At 65.3% G+C, this 22,571-nt stretch carries 22 protein-coding genes and 1 pseudogene; 16 read left to right on the top strand and 7 right to left on the bottom strand.

Annotated elements, in window-relative coordinates; genetic code table 11:
- Positions 1-46: 46 nt before the first annotated feature.
- From J3485_RS09395 to J3485_RS09415, 5 genes are all read right to left on the bottom strand, one after another.
- The gene (locus J3485_RS09395) at positions 47-826 is read right to left on the bottom strand and encodes a peptidylprolyl isomerase (protein WP_206952208.1); all 780 of its coding nucleotides are present in this window, start codon (positions 824-826) and stop codon (positions 47-49) included.
- A gap of 124 nt (positions 827-950) precedes the next feature.
- The gene (locus J3485_RS09400) at positions 951-1,268 is read right to left on the bottom strand and encodes a BolA family protein (RefSeq protein ID WP_206952209.1); all 318 of its coding nucleotides are present in this window, start codon (positions 1,266-1,268) and stop codon (positions 951-953) included.
- 3 nt (positions 1,269-1,271) lie between these two features.
- A complete protein-coding gene (locus J3485_RS09405) occupies positions 1,272-1,802 on the bottom strand; it encodes a septation protein A (protein WP_206952210.1) in 531 nt (176 codons plus the stop codon).
- 90 nt (positions 1,803-1,892) lie between these two features.
- On the bottom strand, positions 1,893-2,336 hold the full coding sequence (msrB, locus tag J3485_RS09410) for a peptide-methionine (R)-S-oxide reductase MsrB (protein WP_206952211.1): 444 nt from the start codon (positions 2,334-2,336) through the stop codon (positions 1,893-1,895).
- Positions 2,337-2,579: 243 nt separating this feature from the next.
- Positions 2,580-4,136, bottom strand: a complete 1,557-nt coding sequence (locus J3485_RS09415; RefSeq protein WP_206952212.1) for a protein adenylyltransferase SelO — start codon at positions 4,134-4,136, stop codon at positions 2,580-2,582.
- 148 nt (positions 4,137-4,284) lie between these two features.
- Between J3485_RS09415 and J3485_RS28885 the strand changes: the two are divergent.
- The 12 genes and pseudogenes from J3485_RS28885 to J3485_RS09470 all read left to right on the top strand — a co-directional run.
- Positions 4,285-5,943 (top strand): annotated as a pseudogene (locus J3485_RS28885) (3-(methylthio)propionyl-CoA ligase); the annotation flags it as partial.
- A gap of 132 nt (positions 5,944-6,075) precedes the next feature.
- Entirely contained in the window at positions 6,076-7,269 is a 1,194-nt protein-coding gene (locus J3485_RS28890; RefSeq protein ID WP_309477039.1) for a 3-hydroxyacyl-CoA dehydrogenase, read from the top strand.
- Positions 7,270-7,315: 46 nt separating this feature from the next.
- On the top strand, positions 7,316-7,948 hold the full coding sequence (gene pncA / locus J3485_RS09425) for a bifunctional nicotinamidase/pyrazinamidase (RefSeq protein WP_206952214.1): 633 nt from the start codon (positions 7,316-7,318) through the stop codon (positions 7,946-7,948).
- A 174-nt stretch (positions 7,949-8,122) separates the two neighbouring features.
- Positions 8,123-8,734 carry a hypothetical protein gene (locus J3485_RS09430; RefSeq protein ID WP_206952215.1) on the top strand — a complete coding sequence of 204 codons (612 nt, stop codon included), beginning with the start codon at positions 8,123-8,125 and terminating at the stop codon, positions 8,732-8,734.
- Between the two features lie 267 nt (positions 8,735-9,001).
- A complete protein-coding gene (locus J3485_RS09435; RefSeq protein ID WP_206952216.1) occupies positions 9,002-10,207 on the top strand; it encodes an efflux RND transporter periplasmic adaptor subunit in 1,206 nt (401 codons plus the stop codon).
- Positions 10,208-10,209: 2 nt separating this feature from the next.
- Positions 10,210-12,186, top strand: coding sequence for a MacB family efflux pump subunit (locus J3485_RS09440; RefSeq protein WP_206952217.1), 1,977 nt, complete (start codon positions 10,210-10,212; stop codon positions 12,184-12,186).
- Positions 12,187-12,199: 13 nt separating this feature from the next.
- Positions 12,200-13,633: an efflux transporter outer membrane subunit gene (locus J3485_RS09445; protein ID WP_206952218.1), complete on the top strand. Its 1,434-nt coding sequence runs from the start codon at positions 12,200-12,202 to the stop codon at positions 13,631-13,633.
- Between the two features lie 109 nt (positions 13,634-13,742).
- A complete protein-coding gene (locus tag J3485_RS09450; RefSeq protein WP_309477000.1) occupies positions 13,743-14,045 on the top strand; it encodes a Dabb family protein in 303 nt (100 codons plus the stop codon).
- Between the two features lie 13 nt (positions 14,046-14,058).
- Complete coding sequence (locus J3485_RS09455; protein WP_206952219.1) at positions 14,059-14,568, top strand: PaaI family thioesterase; 510 nt, start codon at positions 14,059-14,061, stop codon at positions 14,566-14,568.
- 68 nt (positions 14,569-14,636) lie between these two features.
- On the top strand, positions 14,637-15,635 hold the full coding sequence (locus J3485_RS09460) for an NADP-dependent oxidoreductase (RefSeq protein ID WP_206952220.1): 999 nt from the start codon (positions 14,637-14,639) through the stop codon (positions 15,633-15,635).
- Positions 15,636-15,695: 60 nt separating this feature from the next.
- The gene (locus J3485_RS09465) at positions 15,696-16,556 is read left to right on the top strand and encodes an SDR family oxidoreductase (protein ID WP_206952221.1); all 861 of its coding nucleotides are present in this window, start codon (positions 15,696-15,698) and stop codon (positions 16,554-16,556) included.
- A 52-nt stretch (positions 16,557-16,608) separates the two neighbouring features.
- Entirely contained in the window at positions 16,609-17,046 is a 438-nt protein-coding gene (locus tag J3485_RS09470) for a GNAT family N-acetyltransferase (protein WP_206955739.1), read from the top strand.
- 19 nt (positions 17,047-17,065) lie between these two features.
- Here the strand turns inward: J3485_RS09470 and J3485_RS09475 are convergent, their stop codons facing one another.
- Positions 17,066-17,911, bottom strand: coding sequence for an NRDE family protein (locus J3485_RS09475; RefSeq protein ID WP_206952222.1), 846 nt, complete (start codon positions 17,909-17,911; stop codon positions 17,066-17,068).
- Between the two features lie 165 nt (positions 17,912-18,076).
- On the bottom strand, positions 18,077-19,150 hold the full coding sequence (gene ygfZ / locus J3485_RS09480; protein ID WP_289623101.1) for a CAF17-like 4Fe-4S cluster assembly/insertion protein YgfZ: 1,074 nt from the start codon (positions 19,148-19,150) through the stop codon (positions 18,077-18,079).
- A 78-nt stretch (positions 19,151-19,228) separates the two neighbouring features.
- Here ygfZ and mltG point away from each other — a divergent pair, with 78 nt between their 5' ends.
- The 4 genes from mltG (at position 19,229) to J3485_RS09500 (ending at position 22,562) form a co-directional block, all read left to right on the top strand.
- Positions 19,229-20,245: an endolytic transglycosylase MltG gene (gene mltG, locus J3485_RS09485; RefSeq protein ID WP_206952224.1), complete on the top strand. Its 1,017-nt coding sequence runs from the start codon at positions 19,229-19,231 to the stop codon at positions 20,243-20,245.
- Positions 20,246-20,866, top strand: a complete 621-nt coding sequence (gene tmk, locus J3485_RS09490) for a dTMP kinase (RefSeq protein ID WP_206952225.1) — start codon at positions 20,246-20,248, stop codon at positions 20,864-20,866.
- Positions 20,867-20,912: 46 nt separating this feature from the next.
- On the top strand, positions 20,913-21,944 hold the full coding sequence (locus tag J3485_RS09495) for a DNA polymerase III subunit delta' (protein ID WP_206952226.1): 1,032 nt from the start codon (positions 20,913-20,915) through the stop codon (positions 21,942-21,944).
- A gap of 75 nt (positions 21,945-22,019) precedes the next feature.
- A complete protein-coding gene (locus tag J3485_RS09500; RefSeq protein WP_206952227.1) occupies positions 22,020-22,562 on the top strand; it encodes a GNAT family N-acetyltransferase in 543 nt (180 codons plus the stop codon).
- Positions 22,563-22,571: the final 9 nt, after the last annotated feature.

Consider the following 22,571-nt stretch of genomic DNA (forward strand, 5'->3'; position numbering starts at 1 on the left):
AGAGCCTGCGCCAAGCGGCGCCTAAGGCCTACACGCGCTACACGGCTTACTGGATCTTGGCCTTCGCGCGCAGGCTCTGTTCGAACGCTTGCAGCTTTTCCTGCTGCATCTGTTGAACGATCTGCGCCTTGACTTGATCGAGCGGCGGCGGCGTGATGTTGCGAATGTCGTCGACGCGGATGATATGCCAGCCGAACTGCGTGTGCACCGGCGTGTCCGTCATCTGGCCTTTCTGCAGCTTTTCGACTGCCGAGGCGAATTCGGGCACGTAAGTTTGCGGATTCGCCCAGTCGAGATCGCCGCCGTTCTTGCCCGATCCCGGATCCTTCGAGTATTGCTTGGCGAGATCTTCGAACTTCGCGCCGGCCTTGATCTTCGCGATCAGATCTTTCGCTTGCTGCTCGTTGTCGACGAGAATGTGATGCAGGTGATATTCCTTGCCGCCCGCTTGCTTGATGAGTTCGTCGTAACGCGCCTTCACTTCGGCATCGCTAGGCTTGTTCTTCGCGACGTAGTCTTCGATCATCGAGCGCAGCACGACGGTCTGCTGCGCCACCGCCACTTGCGCTTTCACGTCCGCGCGATTCGGAATGCCTTCACGCACCGCTTCCTGCATCAGAATTTCGCGGTTGACGAGTTCGTCGCGCACCGCTTCGTGCAATTGCGGTGTGTCTTGCTGGCCTTGCTTCACGAGCTGAGCGACAAGCGCGTCCGCGCGCGATTTCGGAATAGCCGTACCGTTGACGACGGCAATGTTCTGCGCGAAGGCCGGAGCAGCCGCGAACGCGGCCAGCAACACCCAGAGACGGGTCTTTTTGTGGATCATCGGAAGTTCCTAGCGTTCCTGTCGAAAAGTGTCGGTGGAGTCGGCGCCCCGGCTTTCCGCTGGGTCAGCAACGGAAAGCGAGCACTCGAGATTCAACCCTTGGAGACGTCGGCGACGCCGGTGGTCACGCGCCGGGCAATCGAGAAAATTCCTCGGGCGTATACGCCATGATGGCGAGCGCGTGAATTCCGCGTTGCATGACGTCGGCCAGCGCATCATACACTAGCCGATGCCGCGCCACGCGGGGCTTGCCCGCGAAAACGCCGGCGACGATCGTGACCGCATAGTGTCCGCCCGCGGAGGCGCCCGCATGGCCCGCGTGCTGCGCGCTGTCATCGCGCACGGTAACCGACTGCGGCGCCAGCGCCGTGGCGAGCCGCGACTCGATGAACGCGATGCGCGCATCGGGCGAGGCGTTGATGAAGTCGGACGTTTCGCTCATCGCTCATTCCTCCTTCATGTACTTCGCGAGCCACAGGCTTTGCGCAACAATGAACACGACCATCGCGCCCGTCGTGCCGAACAGCTTGAAGTTGACCCACTGCGATTCGGTGAAGTTGCCGACGACATAGAGATTGGCGAAGCCGAGCGCCACGAAAAAGAGCGCCCAGGCGATGTTGAGCTTGTCCCAGACGGCATGAGGCAACGTCAGTTGCTTGCCCATCATCGACTCGATCAGATTCTTGCGGAACCCGTAGCGGGTGACGGCCAGGCCGACGGCGAAGAGCCAATACAGCGCGGTCGGCTTCCATTGGATGAATTTCTGATTGTGAAGCACGAGCGTGGCGCCGCCGAATACGACGATGACGGCCAGGCTCACCCACAGCATCGGATCGACCTTCCGATGACGAAAGGCCACCCACGCAACTTGCACGAGCGTCGCGGCAATGGCGACGGCCGTGGCCGTGAAGATGCCCCAAAGCTTGAAAGCAACGAAAAAGAGGATGATCGGAAACAGGTCGAAGAGAAATTTCATGAAGCCGAAGGGTCCTAAAGCGTCGATCGACGGAGCGTGCCGCGCGCGGCGGGGTGGACGTTTCGCCGCGCGGGGCGCAGCAACCGAAACCTACTTGGGCTCGAATTGTAGCGCAGCCGAATTGATGCAGTAACGCTGGCCGGTCGGCGCCGGGCCGTCCTCGAACACATGGCCGAGATGCGCGCCGCAATGCTTGCAGCGCACCTCGATGCGCAGCATCCCGTGCGCGCGATCGGTCCGCTCTTCGATGACCTCGCCGTTGATCGGCTTGAAATAGCTGGGCCAGCCGCAGCCGGCGTCGAATTTCGTCGACGATTCGAACAACGGCGTGCCGCAGCAAACGCAGTCGTAGACGCCGCCTTCCCAATGATCCCAGTAACGTCCCGTAAACGGGCGCTCGGTCGCGGCATGGCGTGTCACTTGATATTCGATGTCGGATAGCTGCTCGCGCCAAGCTTGATCGCTTTGTTTGACCTCGTAGGTGTCGCGCGGTGCGTCGGCGGAATCGGACAATTCAGTCGGGCGTTCATTCATGTCGATGTGTCTCCGTAAAACGGCGCGGCTTTGGGGGCGCCAGGTGAGTAGCGTCGGCGGCATCGATGGCACGCGCGACGCGATGATCAATGGGATCGATCGCTACGATCGCTGCGACCGATGTCGCCGGCATCGCGCCGCGAGCCCATCCGTGCCTGCGTATACGTTGCGACGGCGTGAAAGGATGCGCGGTGCGAAACGGTCCAGGACCGTGCATACGAGACCGCACAGGCACCGATCGGTTCACGACGAGCAGCTCACTTCGAGCGTATCGGCCCAGTCCGGCGGCAGCGCCGCATACGCTTCGTTCTCGCTCTGCTCGTCGAACGGGCGGCGCAGCACGGCCGCGAGCCGCTCGAGCTCCGAAAAATCCTTTTCCTTCGCGCGCCGTATCGCCGTTTCGGCCAGATGATTGCGCAGCACGAATTTCGGATTGACGCCGTTCATCGCGGCGCGGCGCGCAGCATCGTCACGTGTCTCGGCCGACAGCCGCGCGCGGTAATCGGCGAGCCAGCCGTCGATGCCGGGCAAATCGAGAAACGCGTCGCGCACCGGGCCGTCACCGCTGGCGTCCCGCTTCGACACTTGCGAAAGATGCCGAAACGTCCGTGTGAAATCGGCGTGGCTCGCATGCATGAGCGCGAGCAGGCGGTCGGCGAGCGCGGCATCGCCCTCGCGGGTGTCGGCAAGACCGAGCTTCGCCTGGAAGCGGCGTTCGAGGGCAGGGGCGAAATGATCTTTGAAGCGTTCGAGCACCGCTTGGGCGTCGGCGACGGAGCGCTCCGTGCGCGCTGCCTCGTCATAGCGCTCGCCGATGATCGGCAGCAGCGCCTGCGCGAGGCAAAAGCAGTTCCAGTACGCGATTTGCGGCTGCATTCGATAGGCGTAGCGGCCTTGCGTGTCGGAATGGTTGCAGATATGGCCGGCGTCGAAGCCATCGACGAAGCCGAACGGGCCGTAATCGATCGTGAGGCCGAGGATCGACATGTTGTCCGTATTCATCACGCCGTGGCAGAAGCCCACCGCTTGCCATTGCGCGACGAGCTGCGCCGTGCGCTCGACGACGAGCGCGAGCAGCGCGAGGTACGGGTCGTCGGCCTCGCGGCACGCCGGATAGAACCGATCGACGACGTGCTCGGCCAGCGCGCGCAACTCGTCCGTGCGATCGGCCGCGTAAAAGTGCTCGAAGTGACCGAAGCGCACGAAGCTTGGCGCCACGCGCGTGACGACGGCCGCCGTCTCGATCTCCTCGCGGCGCACGGGCTGGTCCGAACCGATGACGGACAGCGCGCGCGTCGTTGGAATGCCCAGATGATGCATCGCTTCCGAGCACAGAAACTCGCGGATCGACGAACGCAACACGGCGCGCCCGTCGCCCATGCGCGAGTACGGTGTGCGCCCGCTGCCCTTGAGCTGCAACTCGTAGCGCTCGCCGCCGTGCTCGAGTTCGCCGAGCGAGAGCGCGCGGCCGTCGCCGAGTTGTCCGGCCCAGACGCCGAACTGATGGCCTGAGTAGACAGACGCGTACGGCAACGCCTCGCCGGACCAATCGCGCGAGGCATTGCCGACGAAAAGTTCGGCGAAGCCTGGCTCGGACGCAATCGCGGGATCGAGCCCCAGCGTGCGGGCAACTTCGGCGGAAAACCCGACGACATACGGAGCGGGCAGGGGCGCGGCCGGCAGGCGCGTGTAGAACGCGCCGCCTAAACCGGCGAATGCGCCGTGGCGCGGGACGCAGAGCGCGTCGGTCAACGATGAGATGCGCGCGGACGGCTCGCAAACGCTTGGGGAAAACGACATATTGAGGGCCTCGGGGTTACCCGATATTGTAAGTCGCCGCCCCGCGGCGCGCTGAGCGCGGCCCGATTCCCGCGCCAACGTGCGCCCCGCAAGCCGACCGACAGCCTGACTGGCCCTAACCGTCTTACCGCGCGAGGAGACCGCCGCCATGCAAACGCCGTTGCTGGGCCAGATGATGGACGTGCCGCTGAACGTATCGACGCTGCTCGCGCACGCGGCCCGCTATGCCGCCGATACGCAGGTCGTGTCGCGCCGCATCGAAGGCGACATCCATCGCTACACGTATCGCGATTGCGAGCGGCGCGCAAAGCAGCTCGCGCAAGCGTTGATGCGTCTGGGCGTGAGCCAGGGCGATCGCATCGGTACGCTCGCTTGGAACGGTTACCGGCATCTCGAAGCCTATTACGGCACGACGGGATTCGGCGCTGTTTGCCACACGATCAACCCGCGGCTGTTTCCCGAGCAGATCGCCTACATCGTCAACCACGCCGACGACCGCTACGTCTTGTTCGACACGACGTTCGCGGCGCTCGTCGCGACGCTCGCACCGCGTTGTCCCAACGTGAGAGGGTGGATCGCGCTGGCCGGCGACGCGGACGTCCCCACGCTCGATGTGCCGCTGCTCGGCTACGAGGCACTCGTCGGCTCGGAAGACGGCGATTACGAATGGCCCGTGCTCGACGAACGGCTCGCGTCATACCTTTGCTATACCTCGGGCACCACGGGCCACCCGAAAGGGGCGTTGTACTCGCACCGTTCTGTCTATTTGCATGCGATGGGCGCTGCGCTGCCCGACGCGATGGGGTTCTCGGCGCACGATTCGGTGCTGCCCGTGGTACCGATGTTCCATGTCAACGCATGGGGCATTCCGCATGCCGCGCCGCTTGCGGGCTCCAAGCTCGTGCTGCCCGGCAAGGATCTCGACGGTAAATCCCTGTTCGATCTGATGGAAGCGGAGCGCGTCACGTTCTCCGCCGGGGTGCCTACGGTATGGATGAGCTTGCTCGCCCACGCGCAGTCGATCGGCGCGCGCTTTTCGTCGCTCGAGCGAACCGTGATCGGCGGCTCGTGCTGCCCGCCGTCGATGCTCGAAACGTTCGAAGACGAATACGGCGTGCGCGTCATTCATGCGTGGGGCATGACGGAGTTGTCGCCGCTCGGCACGCTCGCGCGGCTCAATTGGGAGCAGTCGCAGCGCCCGCTGGCCGAACGCCGGCGCCTGCTGCACAAACAGGGCACCGTCATCTGCGGCGTCGATATGAAGATCGTCGGCCAGGACGGACGCGAGTTACCGCGCGACGGCGTCGCGTTCGGCGATCTGCATGTGCGGGGCCCGTGGGTCATCGATCGTTACTTTTCGGGCGACGAATCGCCGCAGGCCCCATCGCCGCTCGTCGACGGCTGGTTCCCGACGGGCGACGTCGCCACCATCGATCCCGACGGTTTTCTACATATCACCGATCGCAGCAAGGACGTCATCAAATCGGGCGGCGAGTGGATCAGTTCGAGCGAACTCGAAAACGTCGCCGTCGCGCATCCCGACGTGGCCGAAGCCGCATGCATCGCTTGTCGCCATCCGAAGTGGGACGAGCGGCCGTTGCTCGTCGTCGTCAAGCGGCCCGGCGCGCAGGTCACGCGCGAGGCATTGCTCGCGTTCTACGACGGCAAGGTGGCCAAATGGTGGATTCCGGACGATGTCGTCTTCGTCGACGAACTGCCGCATACCGCAACAGGCAAGCTGCTGAAGCTGAAGTTGCGAGAGATATTTCGCGATCACGTGCTGCCGACGGTGCGCGAGCGCGAATGCGAAGGCTCCGCCGAACGCGTCCCCACGCAGGAAAGGCTCGCGTTGCAGCACGCGGCCTTCGCCGAGCACGCTGCGGCCGAGATCGCCGACGTCCCGGCCGACACGCCGCTGCGCACGATCGCGCGTGTGGCCGTGATCGGCGCCGGGACGATGGGCGGAGGCATCGCGATGAGCTTCGTCAACGCCGGCTTGCCCGTCACGCTCGTCGAAACGAACACCGAGGCGCTCGAACGCGGTCTTGCTACGATTCGGCGCAATTACGACGTCTCCGTCAAAAAGGGCAAGCTGACGGAAGCCGAGCGCGATGCGCGCCTGGCGCGACTCGCGCCGACGCTATCCTATGAGGCGATCGCGAACGCCGATCTCGTCATCGAAGCCGTCTTCGAGGAGATGGGCGTGAAAGAGGCGGTATTTGGCTGCATCGACGCGCTTGCGAAGCCCGGCGCGATCCTGGCCTCGAACACCTCCACGCTCGACGTCGATCGCATTGCCCGCTTCACACGGCGGCAGGCCGACGTCGTCGGCCTGCACTTCTTCAGCCCGGCGAACGTCATGAAGCTGCTGGAAGTCGTACGCGGCGAAGCCACCGCCAAGGACGTGCTCGCCACCGTCATGCACGTCGCGAAGACGATCGGCAAGACGGCCGTCGTGTCGGGCGTATGCGACGGTTTCATCGGCAACCGGATGATCGAGCAGTATTTCCGTCAATCGCTGTTCATGCTCGAGGAAGGTGCGCTGCCGGCTCAGATCGACGGCGCGATCGAGCGTTTCGGCTTCGCGATGGGGCCGTTCAGAATGAGCGACCTGGCCGGCAACGACATCAGTTGGGCGATCCGCAAGCGGCGTTATCGCGAGGCACCGTCGCTGCACTACCCGCGTGTCGCCGATCGGCTTTGCGAGGCGGGACGCTTCGGCCAAAAGACGGGCGCGGGCTGGTACGACTACGAGAGCGGCAAGCGCGAGCCGAGCGTATCGAGCCTCGTGACCGGCATGATCGTCGAATATTCGGCGAGTATCGGCTGCGCGCGTCGTACGATTGCCGACGACGAGATCGTCGAACGGCTGGTCTATTCGCTCGTCAACGAAGCGGCGAAAATCCTTGCCGAGGGCATTGCCTCGAAGGCGTCGGACATCGACGCCGTCTATCTGAACGGCTATGGTTTTCCCGCTTGGCGCGGCGGCCCGATGTTCCATGCCGACACGGTGGGGCTCGATCGCGTCGAGCATGCGATCCGCCGCTACGCGAAGCAGGCGAACGGCGACGCGTGGGAGATCGCGCCACTTCTCGTCGAATTGGCGAAGGCCGGACGGCGTTTCAACGAATGAACGATGGCCCGGACCCAGGGCCGCCCTTGACGCGAGGCGAACGACCATGAAAGGCCCCGAAAACGTCTTGCTCGTGGTCGACGTGCAAAACGATTTCATGCCGGGCGGCGCGTTGGCCGTCCCGCACGGCGACGAAATCGTGCCGATCGTGAACCGGCTCGCCGCCGGGTTCGAGCACGTCGTGTTGACACAAGATTGGCATCCGCACGATCACCTTTCGTTCGCTACCAATCATGCTGGCAGGCAGCCGTTCGAGACGACCACGCTGTCTTACGGCGAGCAAGTGCTGTGGCCCGCGCATTGCGTCCAAGGCACGGCGGGCGCGGCATTGCATGCGGGGCTCGAAGTCGTGCGTGCGAGGCTCGTGATTCGCAAAGGCTATCGGCGCGAAGTCGACAGCTACTCGGCGTTCGTCGAAGCCGATCGAAAGACGTCGACGGGCTTGGCCGGGTACCTGCACGAACTCGGCGTCACGCGCGTCTGGTGCTGCGGGCTCGCGACCGACTACTGCGTGGCGTGGTCCGCGCTCGACGCACGGGCGGCTGGGTTCGAGGTCGTGCTGGTCGAAGACGCGTGCAGAGCGATCGATCTCGACGGCTCGCTCGAGCGCGCCTGGCAGCAGCTCGATGCGGCCGGCGTGGCGCGACTGAGCGCCGAGCAGGCGCTGGCGCGAGGGTAAGCGGGTGTTGCCGGGTGTTGCCGTGCATTGCGCGCTGCATCGGCTGAGCGATTTCGTGTAGGCAGGCGCAGATTCGCGGGAGCTTGGGGCACCGTTCGCGGTCCAATCGCTCGATCCCCGTGGCGCGCGAGCGCGCCGCGGCCCTTGCTCGTTCCGCCCAGGAGAATGCACGCCATGAACTACTACACTGAGCACCGCTACGCCGAGCCGCTCCACTTGACCCCCGCTGCGACGCCCGAGCGCTATGCCGCCGTGGTCGGGGCGGCCGTGGTGTCGACCGAGCACGAAATCATGGGCCGCGACGGCGAGCACTGCCAGTTCTACGTCGATATCGGCAACGGCGTACGGTACCAAGTCGACGTCAATATCCAATCGAGCGACGGCCAAGCGATCGAAATGTACGTTGGCGCCGAGAACGTCGATCCGGTCGGCGTCACGCCCGACGAGCCGTTCGGCACGCCGCAATACGGGGTCTTTCCCGCGTCCCTGGGCTATGCGGGAATCGGACTCGCCGATGCGATGTTCGCGCCCGTCAGCGCCGTGCGCATCGCGCAACAGATCGAGGCCGCGCTCGCACAATCGACGTTCGTGGCCGTCTATGGCTTTACGTTCGACGATGGCGGGCCGGGCGGCAAGGGCATTCACGACACGCATCTGAACGTCGCGCACGCCGACCAGGACGGCGCGCTCGCCATCTACGGCAAGGATGCGAGCGGACAGCCGCAGCGCAAGTGGTTCTTCTTCAAATTCGCCGAGGATCACATCGCGTCCCAACAAGCCCGGTAAGCACGGGTTGCGCCGGGCGCCTTCCCGGTGCGCGGACGATAGGCGATTTCCGTCGGCGCCACGCGCGCGAGTCTCTCATTAACATCCCGTAACAACGTCTTCGTCTCCGAGGATTTCGAGACGATTACAGTCCCTCCCTCGACGCGAGGCGCACGACGAAGCGCGCCTCGCTCCGTTATCGCCTGCCGTTGCCAACCGTCGCTGCCATCGCGCAATCGATCCGGGGTTCGTCATCTGCCGTTTGTCGCGGCGCTCATCTTCCAACGCATGGTCAAATCACGATATCGCCGGCTCGCGGCCGGCTTCAGTGCGATCGTCGCACTGCTGTTGGCAATCGTCGGCTATCGCCACTTCGCCTCGCACGACGCGCCGCCTTATCTCACGGCGCGTGTCGAGCGTGCCGATCTCGAAGACGCCGTGCTCGCGGCAGGGACGCTCTACGCGCAGCGTCAAGTCGACGTGGGCGCTCAGGTGTCGGGGCAACTCAAATCGCTGAAGGTCGATCTCGGCGCGCAAGTGAAAACGGGGCAACTGCTGGGTGAAATCGATCCAACCCTGCTCGAGCACGCGCTTCGACAAGCGGAAGCGGAGGAGCAATCGCTCGAGGCGCAGCGTCACGCGAGCGAGGCCCGGCTCGAACTCGCGTCGCTCGTGGCGATGCGCGAGCGTCAGCTTTGGGACAGCGAAGCTACGTCGCGCGAGGCGTTCGAGCGCGCACAAGCGCAATGGCACATGGAGCGCGCGAATCTGCGCGAGGTCGACGCGCGTCGCAAGCGAGCGCGCATCGAGGTCGGCAAGGCTCGGGCCAACGCAGGCTATACGCGCATCGTCGCGCCGATGGCCGGTGAAATCGTCGCCATCGTCACGCGCGAAGGTCAAACGGTCATTGCCGAACAACAAGCGCCCGTCATCCTCAAGTTGGCCGATCTCGACACGATGACGGTCAAGGCTCAGGTTTCCGAAGCCGACGTGCTGCGAGTCGCGCCGGGTCAACGCGTCCATTTCACCGTACTTGGCGATCCGGATACGCGCTACGAAGGCACCATCCGCGCGATCGAGCCGGCGCCGCAGGATTTCGCGGAATCGTCGGGCTCGGCCTCGGGCGGCGGCCACGCATCGAGTGGCGCTCCGTCGCGCGGCGGCGCGGCCGTGTTCTACAACGCGCTGTTCGAGGTGCCCAACCCCGGGCATCGGCTGCGCATTTCCATGACGGCGCAAGTGTCGATCATTCAAGGCACAGCCAAGCACATTATCGTCGTGCCGTCATCGGCGCTCGGCGCGAAGTCCGCGGGCGGCTCGTTCGCCGTGCGCGTGCTGGCGCAAGACGGTCGAGTCGAAACGCGGCAGGTACGCGTGGGAATGAACAATCAAGTCAAGGCGCAAGTGCTTTCAGGCTTGGAGGAAGGCGAGCGTGTCGTCATCGGCGAGGTCCCACACGGCGATGGCGCGAGCCCGACGGGCGGGGAGGGCTGAGGATGGCCGAGCCGCTGCTGCAACTCGAAGGTGTCTCGCGCTGCTATCGCGCGGGCGACAAGGAGGTGGTCGTCCTGCGCGGCATCGATTTGACGATCGCAGCCGGCGAATTCGTCGCGATCATGGGCGTGTCGGGCTCGGGCAAATCCACGCTGATGAATGTGCTCGGCTGCCTCGACCGTCCGAGCGCGGGCCGTTATCGCGTGGGTGGCGTCGACGCCGGCGCGCTGCCGCCCGAAGCGCTCGCCTGTTTGCGCCGCGAGCGCTTCGGTTTTATTTTTCAGCGGTATCACCTATTGCCCCACTTGACGGCGGCCGGCAACGTCCAGGTCCCGTCCGTCTATGCCGGTGTCGCACGGCCTGCTCGCGTCTCGCGGTCGCATGCCTTGCTCGCGCAACTCGGCTTGGCTGAACGGGCCGCGCATCGCCCCAATCAACTCTCCGGCGGGCAGCAACAGCGCGTCAGCATTGCGCGCGCCTTGATGAACGGTGCGGACGTCATCCTGGCCGACGAGCCCACGGGCGCGCTCGACAGCGCTAGCGGGCGTGAAGTCATGCGTATCCTTGGCGAACTGAACGCGGCCGGACGCACGGTCGTGGTCGTGACCCATGACGAGCAAGTAGCCGCTCACGCGGGCCGTATCGTGGAAATGCGAGACGGCGCGATCGTCAGCGATCGACTCAATGCAGAGCGCATGCGCCCTCCGTGCGGTGCGGACGAGGCGCCGAGTGTGCAGCAGTCCACGGCTTCTGCGGCAGTGCGCCGTCTTCCGCGTGCCACGGCTCGCGTTGGCCAAGCAGTGTCCACGGCCTGGGGCGCGCTTCTCGCGCATCGGCTGCGTACGCTGTTGACGATGCTCGGGATCGTGATCGGCATCATGTCGGTCGTATCGATCGTGGCCGTCGGCGAAGGCGCGAAGCGCTATCTGCTCGACGAAATCGGCGCAATGGGCACGAACACGATCGACGTATACCCCGGCCGGGACTGGGGCGACAGCGAAGCCGATCGGATCGAGACGCTTGTCGCAGGCGATGCGGATGCCCTCGGCAACGAGCCGTATGTCGACAGCGTCACGCCCGCCGTCTATCGAACCGCAACGGTCAGGCACGGCAACGTCGACGTGCAAACCACGGTCAGCGGCGTGGGCGAACGGTTCTTTCAAGTGCGTGCGCTGGCGTTGGCTGAGGGTATCGCGTTCGACGCGGAGGCGGTGCGTCGTTATGCCCAGGTAGCGATTCTCGACGCCAATGCGCGGCGTAAGCTGTTCGGCGCGCAAGCGAATCCGATCGGCCAAACGATTCTAATCGGCCATGTTCCGTGCGTCGTGATCGGCGTCGCCGCGGACAAGCGCGCCCTATGGGGCGGCGGTATGCGCGACCTGACTGTTTGGGTGCCTTACACGACGGCCGGCGGGCGATTGTTCGGCGGGCGGCGGCTCGATGGCCTGACGGTGCGCATCAAGGCAGGACAATCGGGCGAGGCGGCCGAGCACAGCATCGCCGATTTGCTCACGCGCCGTCACGGCCGCAAAGACTTCTTCACCTACAACATGGACAGCGTCGTCAAGACGGTCCGGTCGACGGGCCGCACGTTGACGCTGCTGCTCTCGCTCATTGCGGTCATCTCGCTCGTCGTCGGAGGAATCGGCGTGATGAACATCATGCTCGTCTCCGTCACCGAGCGTACGCGCGAAATCGGCATCCGCATGGCCGTCGGGGCCCGACGCAGCGATGTGATGTTGCAGTTTCTCGTCGAAGCCGTGCTCGTCTGCCTGCTGGGTGGAGCGATCGGCATTGCGCTGTCGTTTGGCGCGAGCGTCGTGTTTTCAATATTCGTCAAGCAATGGAGCATGGTCTTTTCCACGCGGTCGATCGTCGCGGCCGTCGCCTGTTCGACGGCAATCGGCGTCGCCTTTGGGTTCATGCCTGCACGCAATGCCGCGCGGCTCGATCCAATCGAAGCGCTCGCGCGTGATTGACGCGGAGGCGGCGATGAAGTCTTTTATGCGTTTCTTGGCAGCGGAAATGGCAATGGCGGTCGCACTGCTGGCCGGCTGCACGTTTTCCGCGCGTCACGCGGCACTGACGGAACCTGAATTGCCGACACGGTGGCTGGCCGCATCCGGCACGGCCCACGCTGCGTCAGCTTCGACGCCCGCCGAGTGGGGCGCTGCCTCGGCACCGCTCGGCACGTCACCGCCTTCGCTTCGTTCGCCCGCGGAACCGAGTGCGGCACCTTGGTGGCGGACGTTTGCCGATGTCAAATTGAACGCCGTCATCGAGGAGGCTTTGGCTCGGAATGCGGACCTCGCCATTGCCGCGATTCGCGTGCGTCGTGCGCAGCTCGAGGCGAGGCTGGCGGACGCGGAGACGGCGCCACGGGCCGAGTTGACGGGCAGCGCGAACGCCGAGCGCGTTCACACGTCCGCGCGCGTCAACGGAACCGTGTCGTTCGAACTCGATTTATGGGGAAAACTCGCCGCACGACGCGACGAAGCGATCTGGCGCGCACAAGCGAGCGAAGCCGATCGCGAAGCCGCCGCTTCGGCTTTGATCGCAACGACAGCGAAACTCTATTGGCGCATTGGATACGCGAACGAATCGATCGTGCTAGGTAAGGGCGCGATCGCAGACGCTCTGCGCACGGTAGCGCTCGTCGATGTACGCGTGGCGGCGGGGGCAGCTTCGCCCCTCGACGCGGCGCAAGCGCGCCAGCAATTGGCTCGAGCGCGAGCCGAGCAAGCGCAGCGCTGGCGAGCACGCGAGGTGCAGCGAAACGCATTAGCGCTGCTGCTGGGCGGGCCGCCCGAAACGCGGGGCCACGAGCCGGCGAATCTGTCGGTAGCGTTTATCCCGCAAGTGCCTGCACGCCTACCAGCCCTCGTGCTTGCGCGCCGCCCCGACTTACGTGCGGCCGAACGGCGATTGCGCGCGCAATTGGCACGTGTCGATTTTGCTCGGGCCAGCATTTATCCGAGTATTACGCTCACGGGCGAACTCGGCACGCGCAGCGACGTGCTCATGCGTACACTGCAAAATCCGCTTGGATCAATCGGCGCCGCGCTCGCGCTGCCGTTCGTCCAGTGGAATACCGTACGGCTGCAGGCGGCCCTTTCCGAGCACGAATTCGACGAGGTGTCGCTCGAGTTCAGAAAACAGCTTTATCGTGCGCTCGCTGACGTCGAAGACGCGCTGGCGGCGAAGACGCAACTCGATGCCGAATGGCTCGAGCACGAGCAGGCATTCGCCGACGCCGCGCTCGCGGCAGCCCTTGCGCGCACGCGTTTCGAACGCGGGGCAACCGATGTCGCCCCGCTGCTCGACGCGCAACGCGCCGCGCGAGCAGCCGAACTAGATCGAACGAAGAACCAACTGGCTCGCCTCGAAAATCGCATCGACCTGTTCGTTGCGCTCGGAGGCGACTAGCCGCCGGAGACAGTTGGCCAGTCGGCCGACTACCGATGCCGAGGGAAGCGAGTATCATCCCTCGCTACCGCCGAACTTGCGGCAATTGGAGCGTGAAGGAGCTAACCAAGTGATTCGTCACATCGTCATGTGGAAGTTGAAAGAAGCAGCCGAAGGTGCCACGCGCACCGAGAACGCGGTCAAGCTGAAAGCGTTGCTCGAAGGTTGTCGCGACATCGTGCCCGGCATCTTGCATCTCGAGGTCGGTCTCTCGGCGCCGGGACTCGATTCGACGAGCGACGTCGTACTCGTTTCGGATTTTGCCGACAAGGCGGCGCTGGACGCTTACCAAGTCCACCCGACGCATCAGGCGCTCAAGCAGTTCGTCACGGCCGTACGTGAGTCGCGCGAGTGCGTCGACTACGAAGTGTGAAGGGCAGGCGCGCATGACGTCCGAGCGGCGGCCCCCATCGGCGGCCCAGGCATCGCAAGCAACCGAGCGCGAACTCGCGATCGAAAGCCCGTTCGTCGATCATCTCGGCGTTCGGTTGCTCGCGGCAGCGAACGGCGAGAGCGAAGTCGCGCTCACGCTGGCGCAAGCGCAGATGAACACATGGCACGTCGCTCACGGCGGGGTGACGATGACCCTCGCCGACGTCGCGCTCGCCACTGCGGCGCGTAGCTTGGCGGAGGACGGCGTCGGCGTCGTCACGGTCGAGATGAAGGTCAACTTCATGCAGCCGGGGCGCGGCGAGTTGCGCGCATTCGGCCACGTGCTGCATCGCTCTAGCACGATGGCGTACTGCGAAGGCGAGGTGCGTGACAGCAGCGGCCACTTCGTCGCTAAAGCGCTCGGTACGTTCAAATACATGCGGCGACTCGCGGTTGGGCGCGACGTCGTCGAGCAGAAAAGGCGCCGGCCGCCCGGCGTCAAGCCGGGTCCCAGCGACGGCTGATCGCGCGGGCGCCTTGCGTTTTCGTCGCCGTTTTCCCGGCCGTTCGCGAATCGGAAAGAGGAATCGCCATGACCCCAATGAATCGTCGCATCTTGCTTGCCTCGCGCCCGCAAGGCGCGGTCGCGCCCGATAACTTCAAAATCGAGCAAGTGCCGCTTGCCCCGCTGGCCGAAGGGCAGTTTCGCGTCCGAAACCATTATCTTTCCGTGGATCCGTACATGCGCGGGCGGATGAACGATGTGAAATCGTATGCCGAGCCGCTCGCGCTCGGCGACGTCATGACCGGCGGCACGGTGGGTGAAGTCGTCGAATCGAAGCACGGCGGTTTCGCCGTCGGCGACAAGGTCACGGGCGTGTTCGGATGGCAGGATTACGGCACGTCCGACGGCGCCGGCGTGCGCAAAATCGACGACACGCTCGTGCCGGCTACCGCGTATCTCGGCGTGGCCGGCATGCCAGGCGTGACCGCATGGTACGGGCTGAACAAGATCATCGCACCGCGAGCCGGGCAAACGGTGGTCGTCAGCGCGGCCAGCGGCGCCGTGGGCAGCGTCGTCGGACAATTGGCCAAGCTTGCGGGATGCCGCGCCGTGGGTATCGCGGGCGGTGCCGAAAAGTGCCGGTACGTCGTCGAGGCGCTCGGCTTCGATGCCTGCGTCGACTACAAGGCCGGCAATCTCTATCGGGACTTGAAGGCTGCAACGCCGAACGGCGTAGACGGCTACTTCGAGAACGTCGGCGGCGAAGTGTTCGATGCCACGCTGGCGCGGATGAACCCATTCGGCCGCATCGCCTTGTGCGGCATGATCGCGGGCTACGACGGGCAGCCGGTGCCGCTCAAGCAGCCCTCGATCATCTTGACGATGCGCTTGCTCGTGCAGGGCTTCATCGTCACCGAGCATCTCGCGCTTTGGCCCGAGGCGCTCGGCACGCTGGTTGCGCTCGTTGCCCAAAAGAAGTTGCGCTATCGAGAAAGCATTGTCGAGGGCCTCGAGCGCGCGCCCGAAGCGTTGATGGGATTGCTGCAGGGCAAGAATTTCGGCAAGCAGATCGTCAAGATCGCTTGACGATCCGCAGCGTGCCCGTACCGTCGCGCGCGAGCGCGACACTCGCGCACAGGGGGACACATGGAACGATTCGACGGGAAAGTTGCCGTCATTACCGGCGCCGCGAGCGGGTTCGGCCGCGCGTTCGCGCAAAAGGGCGCCGCTTTGGGGATGAAGCTCGTCCTTGCCGACATCGACGGGGACGCGCTCGGCGAGCTCGTCGAGGCACTCGCCGAGGCCGGCGCCGACGTGATCGGCGTGCCGACCGACGTATCGGACGGCACGGCCGTCGAAGCGCTCGCACATCGCGCGCTCGATGCCCACGGCAAGGTGCATGTGCTGTTCAACAACGCCGGGGTCGGCACCAGCGGTTTCCTCTGGGAGATGAGCGCGAACGATTGGTCGTGGGTATTCGGGGTCAACGTCATGGGCGTCGCGCACGGCGTTCGCGTATTCACGCCGATCATGCTGCGGCAAAACGAACCGGCGCACATCGTGAACACCGCTTCCGTCGCGGGGCTGATCTCGCCACCGGCGATGGGGATCTATAACGCGTCGAAGCATGCTGTCGTTGCATTGACCGAAGCGCTTTATCACGATCTTCGTCGTGCGGGCGCGACGGTCGGCTGCTCGCTGCTGTGCCCGGCGTTTGCGCCGACGGGCATCGCGCAGGCCGAGCGGGCGCGGCCTGCGCGATGGCGCAACGACGCGCCGCCGTCGGCGTCACAACTGCTCGCCGGCAGAGAACTCCGCAAGGCCGTGCGTTCGGGGCGGCTCAGCGCAGCCGACATCGCGGAGGCAACGTTCGATGCCGTGCGCGCCGATCGCTTCTACGTCATCACGCATCCCGCCATCATGGCGAGCGTGCGAGTGCGTCACGAAGACATCGAGCAGATGCGCCCGCCGACCGACCCGTCAGTGGCGCCGCCCGCTCACGAGTAAACGGCGCGGTCATGATGACCACGCCCGGTTGAAGGCGAAACGGGAGATGTCGATGCAGGATGTCACGGTAGCAGCGGGAGATTGGAATGGGCTCGGCGAAGATGCAGCGCGGGTTCGCGATGCCGTTTTCGTGCGCGAACTGCGGATCGCCGCGCCGCTCGTCTCCGACGAGGCCGACCACGACGCCGTCCACGTCGTCGCGTATCGCGCCGGCGATGCGATCGCGGCCGCTCGGCTGCTTCCGGACGGTGCAATCGGTCGTTTGGCGGTGCTCTCTGCTGCGCGGCGCGAAGGAATCGGCTCGCTCGTTTTGCGCACGCTGATCGTGCGCGCCGCACAGCAGGGGCACGCTTGTGTCAGGCTTTACGCGCAGCGCGATGCGGTGCCGTTTTATCGGCAGCACGGCTTTACAACGGTGGGCGAGTCGTTCTACGAAGCCGGCGTCGAGCACATCGAGATGATGCGTTCGCTCGGTGGGCCGCCGCGGTAGGCGCGCGCCGGCAGAGCCCTTAGTCGGATACGCCTGCGTTCCTACGTTCAGTCGAGGGGAAGACCTCGAACGCGAAGCGGCGCTCGTAATGCCCAGGACGAGCGAGCCGGTGCGAGCCGTCGTCGTCGCTGCGCTCGATGACGTCCACTTCGAGTTTCGCGTCACAAATGGCAACACGCAGAGCCGTCGTGCCGCGCGTGCCGTAACCGGCCGTTTCAATGAATGCCGCTGACAATGCGCGCTCGCGGTCGAGCCCGATGCCGGTCGAGGGCAACGCGTCGTCGGGGGCGACACGCGGGTCGCGCATCAACTCGATGAGTTCCTCGAGCGGCGGCGCACCGTCACGCTCGACGAGCGCACCGAGTTCCGCACGCTTGCTCACGAGTTTTGGCCACGGCGTATCGAGCACGGCGTTCGAGATGCCGTGCACGCCCGGGGGCAGCAAGCACGGCGAGGCGTCGGCCCGATTGCAATACCAAGCGAGTTCGCGCCGCGCGAGATCGCCGACGATCAGATTGAAGCCGTTGTAGGCCGCGCCTCGTTCCGCTACGCGGCCCAAATAGTCGAGCGGCGCGAGCACGGGCTCGATCAGATAGTCCGCCACGAGCGTGCCGCGCGTGGGCGCGTCGGCGCGAAATGCTCGTGGGTCGCGATAATTGGTGAGCGCGGCGAAGCGCCCGTCGCGCGAAAGTCCGAGCCATGTCCCTGCGCCTAGGAGATCGCGGCCGGCAAGAACGCCGGGGGCGTCGGTCCACCAATCGAGCGGCGCCGTTGCCCGAGCGAAGTATTCATCGCGATTGGCGGCCAGGGTGAGCAGCGTGCCGGTTGCGGCATCGGGCCGCCAGTCGAATATGATCAGACACATGTGAAGGCTCAGACAAGCGAGGCGGAAGGGGATGGCAGCAATCGGAACATGCGCGGCAGGCGGTAAGTTGGTCTGAATGCGTGGCCGCCGTCGCGCCACAAGGGCGGTTCCAACATGGTTGCATGCGCATCCCGCCAATCGTTGCTCGCCCGCGGCATAAGCCTCTCAAGCCTCACTCGGCAGCGCGTACGGCAGCGGCTGGAACACGAGCGGCGGGCCATCGGCCGCGCCGAGATGAACGGTCCCGCCGTCGAGCGCGGCCAGCTTGATTTCCGCTAGCAAATCGATCCCGCCCTCGGCCGCCGCGGCCGCGTTCACGACCATCCCGCATGGCTGGCTCGCGTCCCCCGAGTGAAACAACTCGACACCGGGGCGCACCGCGCTCCCAGCGCTGTCATCGGCCGCAAGACCGGCCGCCGGTGTCGCGCTTGCGACATGCGCGAGTGCCATCCGCCGCTTGATCGTTCCGCGATACTGACTGCGCGCGACGATCTCTTGTCCCGGGTAACAGCCTTTGCGGAAATTGATGCCGCCGATCACGTCGAAGTTGACCATTTGCGGGACGAACTGCTCGAGCACGCCTTGCGTGATGCGCGGTTCGCCCGCATGGATGTCGAGCCAATCCCAGAGCGCGGGCGAGACGCGCGCAAGTTCCCCCTCGAGCGCCGCCAGCCGCGCTTGCACGAGCGCCTTCGGTCCGATCCACAAATACCGCGGGCGCGAAGCGGCGTCGGGTACGCGAATGAGAGAACCGGCCGGACCGGCGACATGCACGTGCACGCCGTCGGGCAGGGCATCGAACACGCGCGCAAGCGCCGTGCGCACGTCACCCGCGAAGCCGACGACCGCGACCGAGTCGGTGGCATCGGCCAGCTTCGCTTTCGCGCGCAGGACGAACATCGACAGCCGCTTTTGAACGCCCGCGGTGAGCTCCTTCGACACGAGCAGGCGGATCACATCGGCTGCGCGCCACATCAGCATCGAAGCGAGCAGCCGGCCTTTGGGCGAGCAGTAGCCGGCCAGGCGGGCGCTTGCGGCGTCCAGATGCTGGACGTCGTTCGTGAGCTGGCCGTGCAGAAAGCTGGCCGCATCGTCACCGACGGCGTCGATGACGCCAAACTGATCGAGCGTCATGAACGCGCCGCGAGAGAGGACGGCGTCGAACTCGGCGGAGGCGGGCTGCGACGGCGCGCGGGGCGACGCGGTATCGGATGAGACAGGGGCGTTCGTTGCATTCATGGAATTCATGACTAGTCAATCCTGACTTCGGCTTAGGCGAACAAGTATTATATGGGGTCCATCCGAGCCTTGTTCCGCATGTCCTTGTTGAAGAAATGCCTCGCTTTCGGGGTAGTGACCGCCGTCTTGCTTGCCCTGCTTGCCGCCACGGGCGGTTACTTCTGGGCTACGCGGCCGCTCGCGCTGTCCGCCGCCACGCTCGACGTCACGATTTCGCCGCGCAGCACGGTGCGCGGCGTGGCGGCGCAACTCAATCGCGGCGGCGTACCGGTGGATCCGCGGGCGTTCGTGCTGATGACGCGCCTGCTCGGCCTACAAAGCCGGCTCAAATCGGGGAACTACGAGTTCGGAACCGGGGTCACGCCCTACCAAGTGTTGCAAAAGCTGGCCTTGGGCGACGTCGACGAATCGGTCGTGACGATCATCGAGGGCTGGACGTTCAAGCGGATGCGGGCGGAACTCGACGCGAACCCGGCGCTCAAGCACGACACGGCCGGCATGAGCGACGCTGAACTGCTTGCGGCCATCGGCGCAAGCGACGCGCCTGCCGCCAACGCAGAAGGGCTGTTCTTTCCCGATACCTACCTGTTCGACAAGGGCGTGAGCGATCTGAACGTCTACCGGCGCGCCTATCGGCTGATGCAGCAGCGGTTGACGGCGGCTTGGGCTGCCCGTGCGCCGGGCTTGCCGTACCACACGCCGTACGAGGCGCTGACCGTGGCATCGTTGATTGAAAAGGAGACAGGCAAGGCCGGCGACCGTCCGCTCGTCTCGGCCGTCTTCGCGAACCGGCTGCGCATCGGCATGCCGCTGCAAACCGATCCCGCCGTGATCTACGGCCTCGGCGAAAGCTATGACGGCCACTTGCGCAAGCGCGATCTGCAGGAAGACACGCCGTACAACACCTATACGCGCCGAGGCCTGCCTCCGACTCCGATCGCGCTGCCCGGTGCAGCGTCGTTGCAAGCCGCGCTGAACCCGGCGTCCACGAGCGCGCTTTATTTCGTGTCGCGCGGCGACGGCAGCAGCATCTTTTCAGACACGCTTGGCGATCACAACCGTGCCGTGGACAAATACATCCGAGGACAGCAATAAATGGCCCGTGGCAAGTTCATCACGTTCGAAGGTATCGACGGCGCGGGCAAGACGACGCATCTGTCGTGGTTTCGCGAACGTCTGGAAGCGAAGGTAACTGTAACGGGCCGCGCCGTCGTGACGACGCGCGAGCCCGGCGGCACGCCGCTTGGCGAGCGGCTGCGGGAATTGCTGCTGCACGAGCGGATGGATCTGGAGACGGAGGCGCTGATGATGTTTGCGGCGCGGCGAGAACATCTCGCGCAAGTCATCGAGCCGGCGCTCGCTCGGGGCGACTGGGTGCTGTCCGACCGTTTCACCGACGCGACGTTCGCGTACCAGGGCGGTGGGCGCGGCCTGCCGCGCGATAAGCTCGAGACGCTCGAGCGTTGGGTCCAAGGAGGCTTCGAGCCCGACCTGACGGTCTTGTTCGACTTGCCGCCCGAAACGGCGAGCGAGCGTCGCGGCGCCGCGCGCTCGCCCGACAAGTTCGAGAGCGAGACCGAAGCTTTCTTCGCGCGCACGCGTGCCGAGTATCTGCGCCGGGCCGAAGAAGCGCCGTATCGCTTCGCGATTGTCGACGCCTCGCAAAGCATCGAGCGGATTCGCAAGATACTCGGCGACGTCATCGAGGCGCTGTGACCGGCTCGACACGAAGCGAACGCATTCACCGCACGAAGGCTCGACGATGATCTACCCGTGGCAACACGATGATTGGAACCGCCTGCAGCGCCTGCGCGCGCAGTGGCCGCATGCCTTGCTGCTCTATGGGCAGGTGGGCATCGGCAAGATGCGCTTCGCGCAGCATCTGGCGCAGGGCATGCTATGCGAAGCGCCGAGCGCGAACGGCGAGCCGTGCGGCCCATGCGTCGCATGCAATTGGTTCGTCCAAGGCAACCATCCCGACTACCGGGCCCTGCTGCCCGAAGCGCTGGCCGGCGAAGCGATAGGCGCCGCGGCGGCGGATGCCGACGAGAAGGCCGATGGCGAAGAGGGAAAGAAAACGCGCACGCCGAGCAAGGAGATCAAGATCGAGCAGGTCCGCGGCTTGCTCGATTTCTGCGGCGTTGGCGCACATCGCGGCGGCGCGCGCGTCGTGCTCGTCTACCCGGCCGACGCACTCAATGCCGCGGCCGCCAATGCGCTACTCAAGACGCTCGAAGAACCGCCGGCCGGCGTCGTCTTCCTGCTCGTTTCCGCTCGGGCAGACCGTCTGTTGCCGACGATCATCAGCCGTTGCCGGCAATGGCCGATGTCCACGCCGTCGCCGGAGCAGGCGCGGACCTGGTTGGCGGAGCAAGGCGTGGCAGAGGCCGGTGCGCTGCTGGCCGAGGCTGGGGGCGCGCCGCTCGCGGCACTGGCGCTGGCCGCCGATGAAAATCGAGCATTGCGTGATTTCACGCTCAAGCAACTCGCGGCAGGGCCCGATTGCGATGCGTTCGCTTGCGGCGAGACGTTGCAAAAGCTGCCCGTGCCGGTCGTACTCGGCTGGCTCCAGCGGTGGCTTTACGACCTCGTCGCCGAACGCGCCGCGAGCCGGCCTCGATATTTTCCGGGGGCGCAGCGAGAGTTGGCGCGCTGCGCCGCGCGCATCGACGCGAATGCGTTCGCGCGTTTCATGAAATCGGTGACGCGCGAGCGGGCAGTGGAAAACCATCCGCTCAACACGCGGCTCGTTTTCGAAGCGCTTTTCCTCGGCTATCGAGACTTGTTCGTCTGAGGGACGACCCACCCATGCGATACCGAACCTTCCGACCCGTTCGACCCCGCTCCGAAATTTGCCACGAGACCTGCCATGCACGTTAGCTTTCGCGACGCGACACTCGACGATTTGCCCGAGATCGTCGCCATCTACAATTCGACGATCGCTTCCCGCGAAGTGACGGCAGACGTCGAACCCGTCACGATCGAGAGCCGCTTGGCGTGGTTTCACGCGCACGGCCCCAAGGCACGGCCGCTCTGGGTCGTCGAGGACGAAACCGCAGGCAGCGGCGGCAAGCGCATCGCCGCCTGGCTCAGCTTTTCTGATTTCTATGGCCGTCCGGCGTATGCGCGCACGGCTGAAATCAGCATCTATCTCCACGAGCGCGCGCGCGGACGCGGCCTCGGCACGCGGCTCGTCGCGCAAGCGCTCGATGCGGCTCCGGCGCTGGGTGTCGATACGCTGCTGGGCTTCATTTTCGGGCACAACGCGGCGAGCCTCGCCTTGTTTAGGCGCTGCGGGTTTCAGGACTGGGGCCGATTGCCGCGCGTGGCCGTGCTCGACGGCGTCGAGCGCGACCTCGTCATCCTCGGGCTTCGCGTAGGCTCACCCTCGAACGAAGCCGCACTAAGGTAGAGATATCCG

The sequence above is a fragment of the Trinickia acidisoli genome (genome assembly GCF_017315725.1).
GTDB classification, from domain to species: Bacteria; Pseudomonadota; Gammaproteobacteria; order Burkholderiales; family Burkholderiaceae; genus Trinickia; species Trinickia acidisoli.